This window comes from Nocardiopsis lucentensis DSM 44048 (assembly GCF_000341125.1).
In the GTDB taxonomy this organism is placed as follows: domain Bacteria; phylum Actinomycetota; class Actinomycetes; order Streptosporangiales; family Streptosporangiaceae; genus Nocardiopsis; species Nocardiopsis lucentensis.
The window spans coordinates 1-6,674 of the sequence record NZ_ANBC01000679.1; the positions used below are offsets into that span (position 1 = coordinate 1).

Sequence of the window (6,674 nt, forward strand, 5' to 3'; positions counted from 1 at the left end):
GGAGGGAGACTCGTCCACACGGGCCGCGCGGGTCAGCTCGGTGTAGAGGTCAGCGCCGAGCCCCGGCTCGAACTGCCCCCGGACCAGGCGGGGCCACCAGGCGTCGAGCACACGGATGGCGTCGGCGTGCGCGTAGTACCCGGCGTCCCGCTGGGGCTCGCGCCGCAGGGAGCCGGACTCGTGCCAGGCGCGCAGCTCCTCGACCGTGGCGGCCAGTTCGGGGTCGTCGACCTCGGCGGAGTCGATGACCTCCAGGAGCAGCGGCAGGACCTCCTGGGCCCGCAGGTCGGCGGTCCCGGCCTCCATCATCACCCGGGTGAGGGAGGCGGTGGTGAACCGGTGACCGCTCTCGACGAGTCCGGAGACACGCACGTCGAGGAGGTCGCCGCGGTGCACGGAACCGGTGGACCAGCCGGAGGTGTACCCCTGGGCGGGCTTGTTGTTCCAGTTGACGATGTAGTCCGGGTTGATCGCCTGGGGGTGGTCGGACAGCGGGTGGTAGTCGGCCCCGTTGGTCACCGGGTCCCAGCCCGACCAGCCCGCGCCGGAGGAGGCGTCGATCGGCAGGTTGGGGTTGGTGCCCTCGGAGCGGACCGGGTTGGCGCCGGAGTTGACGAAGGCGATGTCCTCGTCGTCGACGTAGTGCCAGTTGAAGGCGTAGCCGACGTCGTAGGCGGCCTCGGTGAAGGTCTCCGCCGAGGTGATCTCGTCCGGGTCGTTGAACCGCTGGAAGCCGATGATGGAGTCGACCTCCCGCATGTAGGTGGAGCGCAGCGAGGTGAAGGCGACCGGGGCTCCGTCGACGGTGGCGAAGGACCGCACGAGACCGTACTCGGAGCGCAGGGAGGTGAGGGTGTACCCGCCCGCCGGAGTCTGGTCGGCGACGGTGGGCTCCCAGTCGTTGGAGACGCTGAGTTCCTCGAAGGGGACGCAGTCGCCGGCGCTGTCGACGTAGGAGCGGGAGCCGGTGGTCGGAGTGGACCCGTCGGTCTCACAGAGGTCGACGGTGAAGGTGTCGGTGAGGTCCTGGCCCGCCGAGGTGGCGCTCCAGGCGTAGTCGACGCCCCGGCCCATCTGGACGTAGAAGCTCACTCCCGCGAACGAGGCGCCCCGGGCGCTGATGCCGGGGCCCTGGAGCTCCTGGAGCATGAGCAGCTGCGGGGAGAAGTAGCCGGTCTGGGGGCCCATGACGGCGACGGGGTTGCCGCTCTCGGTGTGCTCGCCGGAGACGAGCAGGGCGTTGGACATCCCGCGCGGGTCCGTGAAGCCGTCGGGCAGGACGCCGTCGTTGAAGACGCCCTCCAGGGAGTCCACGTCACCGTCCTCGGCCATCTCCTCGACCTGCTCCTGCTGGGACTCGGAGAGGTCGTCGAGCGTGGGCGGGTCGGCGGCGTCCTCGGGTTCGGCCTCCTCCGCCGACGGAACCGCCTCCGCGGCGAGCGGGTCGGCGGTCTCACCGGAGGCCGCGGAGCCGTACTCGTCGTGGACGATGTCGTAGTGCTCGACGGACCCGGGGTCGGGCACGACCTCGCCGACCGGGCTGTCGGGGGTACCGGTGTAGGGGAACTCGCCGTCGACGCTGACCACGGCCTCGGGGTCGTTCTCCATACGCCAGTCCGCCCAGAGCTCGGCGCCCTCCTCGGCGCCGTAGCGGTCCTGGAAGTTGGCCAGGACGATCGCGGACCGGACCTCCCCACCGCCGCCACCGCCGAAGATGCCGCCGACCATGGAGGCGATGCCGACCACGTCGGTGGGGGTGAAGGGTTCGATCTCACCGGCGTTGGTGATGGCGTCCTTGTGCCCGGTCAGGACGTACTCGCCGGGGAAGTAGCGGCCCTGGTCGGACTCGCGGATGTAGGTGTTGACGCCGTCCAGGTAGGCGTCGACGTCCTCCAGCGCCTGGCGTCCTCGCTCACCGCTGGCCGCGACACGGTCGATCTGGGCCTGTTTGTCCTCCTCGGTGTAGGGCGCGGTGCGCCACAGGTCCTGTTCGAGGGCCCGGTTGCCCGCGGCCCCGCCCGCGAAGGGGGTGAGTTCGCCGCGGCCGACCCTGCGCAGGACGTCCATGAGGAAGAGGCGGTCCTCGGCGGCGGCGTACCCCGCGCCGAACATGGTGCCCTCACGGGTGGTGCCGGTGATGTGCGGGATGCCGTGGCCGGCGTCCCTGACGATGGTGACGTCCTCGCGGGGCCGGTACTCGCGCCCCACGTCGCCGGAGGCGACCCCGAACGTGGAGTCGAGGAAGAAGTCGTCCAGTCCGTCCTCGGTGAGGCCGTCGTAGTGGTGGACGAGGTTGTCGTACATGTCCAGCTGGCTGGACGAGTGCGGTGGCCGGGTGCCGAAGAGCTGGTGGCCGAGGATCTCGGCGAGGGTCGCGTTGCCGTTCTGCCCGGGCGGCAGGATGTCGTGGCATCCCTCGGGCGCGCAGTAGTCCTCGGGGACGAGGGCTTGGGGATCGGCCGAGGCCGAGGTCGCGGGGAGTGCGCCGGCGGTCGCCGCCGTGACCGCGAGTGCGGCACCCGCCGCACCGGCACGCAGCCGTCTACTGAGTCGGGGGAACACGTGCTGTCACCACCTGGGGGTTGGCGATGGGTCAGCGGAATGTTACGCACAGGTAACCTAATCGCGAAAGACTTTCACGTTTTGCGTCGCGAGGTGAACGCGGCACCACACATCACGCGGGTTTGAAGTGATCTGCGCCACAAGCAGTGCGAATCATGGGAGTACGGCCCGTACAAGCACCGTCATCACCGGTCGCGTGTGGCCACATCCGGCCATCCACCGCCGTGTCCACGACGCCCCAACTGCACGCGGATCCCACCCGGCGCCCGTTTCCACCCGACGGGCCCGGGGGCTCTGACACAATCGCGGCATGAACCAGTACCCCAACCCCAATCCGGGCGACCCGTGGCAGCAGCCCGGCGGCGAGACCCCCGGCTGGGGGCTTCCCCCGGAGCAGCACATGGGCGGGGCGATCGAGCCCTACCAGGCGGGAACCGGTGGATACCAGCCCCCCGTGCCGCAGGTTCCCAACGAGACCCCGCTGATGACCATCGGAGACATCGCGGTCTCCCAGAGCACGGTGATCACACCCGCGGGACGCTTCCCGATCAGGGGCACGGTGTGGACGGTCACCGACATGAGCCGCACCGAGAGGAACACGCCGACCTGGGCCGTCATCACGGCGATCCTGGTCTTCTGGTGGACGTGCCTCCTCGGCCTGCTCTTCCTCCTCGTCAAGGAACAGAAGACACACGGGCACGTCCAGGTGACCGTCCAGGGCCACGGCACCTACCACGCCACACAAATCCCGGCCGTGTCCCCGGCCACGGCCCACCAGATCAACGAGCAGGTCAACTACGCGCGCAGCCTCGCCGCGTGACGCCTCCCGCCGCCCTGGCCGGCGAACCGGGCAGGGCGGCCGCGCCCGCCGAGACGAGGAGGGCCAGGACGTTGACCGCCCTGGCCAGGCGCACGGCGCGACGGATGTCGGCGACCCCCGCGGACGGCCCGTCCCCCAGGAGGGGACGGCGCTCCTCGTGGCCCGAGTACACGTTGACACCGCCCAGGGTGCGTCCGAGCGCGCCCGCGAAGGCGGCCTCGCACTGACCGGCGTTGGGGCTCGGATGCGCGTCGCCGTCACGACGCCACACCCGCCAGGCGTGCTCCACGTCGCCACCCACCACGGGGGCGGCGAGCACGGTCAGGAGGGCGGTGAGGCGCGCGGGTCCCCACCCGGCGAGGTCGTCCAGGCGCGCCGAGGCCGCGCCGAAACGCGCGTAGCGGGCGTTGCGGTGGCCGACCATGGCGTCGAGGGTGTTCACCGCGCGGAACCCGGCGAGTCCGGGAACCCCGGCGAGCGCACCCCAGACGAGCGGCCCGACGACGGCGTCGGAGGTGTTCTCGGCGACGGACTCCACGACCGCCCGCGCGATCGCGTCCCCGTCCAACTCCGAGGGGTCGCGGCCGCACAGACCGCTGAGGAGCGCTCGGGCGGACTCGAGGTCACCGGCCTCGAGCGCGTCGGCGACACGCTCGGCCTCACGCCCCAGCATGGCGCCGCCGAGCGTCGCCCAGGTGGTGACGGCCGTGGGGACGACGCCCCGACCGGCCAGGAGCCCGCCCCCGACCACGGGCAGGACGGCGCCCGCGGTGAAGAGCGCCCCAGCCGCCGTGGAGTCCCGGTAGACGAGCCGTTCCCACCTGCGGGCAGCGGTGCCGAAGAGCGCCACGGGGTGTCCCTGACGGGGGTCCGGCACCACGGTGTCCAGCAGGAATCCCGCCAACAGTCCTAAAGATCGCACGCGACCACGGTAGCCGCGTCAACAGCGGCCCCAGACAACCCCAAACCACGGCAAACCAGCGTTTGCCACGCAATGTATTCGCCCATACACGTAGAGCGCCCTACAGTCGACCCTGAAGGGAAAACCACATGCTCGTCACGCTGGCGTCCATGATGCTCCTCGCGGGTCAGTGGTGGATGTTCTGACCCGCCGGGCCGCCCCGGACGGAGGCGGCCCCGCCGGACTTCGCGAAACGCCAGCGGCGCAGCACAGCATCGGGGGTTAATCACCGGTAACGTGGTGCACGAGGCCCATAGCACCCGGTTTGGTGGAGCACGAGTGGTAACGAGACGCATCTACGAATGACCGTAGTTGGTCAGACTTTGCCCTCCTGTGGGCGACATCAGACAAATACCCTAGAATGTCTCCCCGGGAGCCACCGGCACCACGACACGGACCCTCCGGCCGCAGGTCGCCGCCCCCGGCCCCCGCCCACCCACGCGGAGACAGCGCTCCGCCCGCACCAAGGGTAACGGCACGGCAACGTGCTGACACGCAGGGCGACAATTGAAACAGGCACCCGTAGCTCAGTGGATAGAGCGCCGGACTTCTAATCCGATGGCCGCAGGTTCGAATCCTGCCGGGTGCGCCACAAAACCCCAGGTCAAACGGGGTGCACGAGTCGAACAGACGAGGCGCGCGGCCCGGATCCGGGCCTGAAATGCTCCTCGTGTGCTCCCCAGTGCGAGGTCCCGTACAGGTGGGGGGCGGACCTCCCCCAAACGCCATGCCTGTAAGCACCTCTTGCGGAGAGGTGCACACGGCCATACCTCCGCTCGACAGGTTCCCGCACCGCATCCCCGACGAGTCACGGCGTGTCACCCGTTCCAGCCATCGCCCAGGGGAAACCGGGACACCACGACATCGTCACTCTCGCAGACGTAGAAGCCGACAGGCTGTGCTCCGCGCACCCGTCAGGCAACCACCATCGGACTGCAAATCAGATGGGCGGCGCGGGGAGGCGACACCATGCACCCCGAGTAGGAGACAAAGACCGCCTCACCGTGTCGTGCGCCCCGCACAGAGAGCTGGAACGCACACCGACCCGTCCTCCGGTGTCCTCCTACCATCGCCGATGTAACGGTCGTTAGGACTTCAAGCAGCCGCATCCTGGACCGCTTGTCCGTGTGGATCTGGTTGGCCTCGGTCATCGTGCGCAGAGCCGATGCGCCAGGCCCGTGTGAGCTCTGCGGGTGGAGGGCGGGCACAGAAGCGGTCGAATCGCGCGTCGATTTTCGCGGTACGCCGTCAGCTCGAGGTTTCCGCGCCTTCAGATCGGCGAGTTTTCCCCGCGTGTTCGGGAGTCCGGTTAGGTTGGGTTTCGGCACTCGCCATTGAACACACCATCTTGAGGAGAGCGATCGTGGCTCAGCGTCCGTCCCCCGTGCGGGGCATGCGCGATGTCCTGCCCGATGCCGCGGAGCGGCGTCAGTGGTTGGAGTCCACGATCCATCATGAGTTCTCGCGGTTCGGATACCGGCCCATCGAGACCCCGGCCCTGGAGGACCTGAGGTTCCTGGAGTCCGGGCAGGGCGGGGACAACGAGAAGCTGATCTTCAAGACCCTGCGGCGGGGGATCTCGCTGGACGGGGTCGCTGACGTGGCGTCGTTGGCGGACTCCGGTCTGCGGTTCGACCTGACGGTGCCGTTGGCCCGTTTCTACGCCACCAACGCCCCCAGCCTGCCCTCGCCCTTCCGCGCGGTGCAGATCGGGCCGGTCTGGCGCGCCGAGCGCCCCCAGCGGGGTCGGTATCGGCAGTTCACCCAGTGCGACATCGACATCCTGGGTGAGGCGTCCCTGCTGGCGGAGATCGAGCTGCTCAGCGCGGGCAGCCGGGCTCTGGCCGCGGTGGGGTTGGCGGAGTTCACCGTCCGGCTCAACCACCGCCGCCTGCTCACCGGGCTGTTGTCCGTGTGTGGGTTCGCGAACGAGGCTCACGCGAACGTGCTGATCGTGGTCGACAAGCTCGACAAGATCGGTGTAGAGGGCGTCGAGCGCGAACTCGCCGAAGCGGGCCACCCCCGCTCCGCGATCACCACTTTGTCGGAGGTCCTGGCCAAGGCCGAGTCAGCGACCGAGCCCGACCAGCTCGCCCAGGTGTTGCCGTCGGGGATGGACGAGGAACCCTTGGAGGAGCTGCGCACGATCGCATCCGCCGTGGTCCTGCCCGAGGCGGCGCCCAAGGCACGGCTGGCGATGGATCTGTCGCTGGTGCGCGGGATGGGCTACTACACCGGGCCGATCTTCGAGGTGGCCGCGCCCGGCCTGGGTTCCTCGATCGCCGGTGGCGGCCGGTACGACGAGATGATCGGGCGGATCGGCGGGCCGGC

Annotated in this window: 4 protein-coding genes and 1 tRNA gene; 3 read left to right on the forward strand and 2 right to left on the reverse strand. The window is 69.7% G+C overall.

What is annotated here, in order from left to right; translation table 11 throughout:
- Nucleotides 1-2,562, reverse strand: a 2,562-nt coding sequence (locus tag D471_RS0123815; protein ID WP_017600939.1) for a penicillin acylase family protein, incomplete at its 3' end; no start/stop codon positions are given.
- A 310-nt stretch (nt 2,563-2,872) separates the two neighbouring features.
- On the opposite strand from D471_RS0123815, the gene D471_RS0123820 reads away from it, so the two are divergent.
- Entirely contained in the window at nt 2,873-3,382 is a 510-nt protein-coding gene (locus D471_RS0123820; RefSeq protein WP_017600940.1) for a hypothetical protein, read from the forward strand.
- On the opposite strand, the gene D471_RS0123825 is transcribed toward D471_RS0123820, so the two are convergent.
- Nucleotides 3,354-4,304 carry a cobalamin biosynthesis protein gene (locus tag D471_RS0123825; protein WP_083924310.1) on the reverse strand — a complete coding sequence of 317 codons (951 nt, stop codon included), beginning with the start codon at nt 4,302-4,304 and terminating at the stop codon, nt 3,354-3,356. The genes D471_RS0123820 and D471_RS0123825 overlap by 29 nt on opposite strands.
- 555 nt (nt 4,305-4,859) lie before the next feature.
- Between D471_RS0123825 and D471_RS0123830 the strand changes: the two genes are divergently transcribed.
- Together D471_RS0123830 and D471_RS0123835 are read left to right on the forward strand one after the other, a co-directional pair.
- A tRNA-Arg gene (locus D471_RS0123830) sits at nt 4,860-4,935 on the forward strand.
- Nucleotides 4,936-5,706: 771 nt separating this feature from the next.
- The coding region (locus tag D471_RS0123835) for a histidine--tRNA ligase (RefSeq protein WP_026128019.1) at nt 5,707-6,674 on the forward strand (968 nt) is incomplete at its 3' end.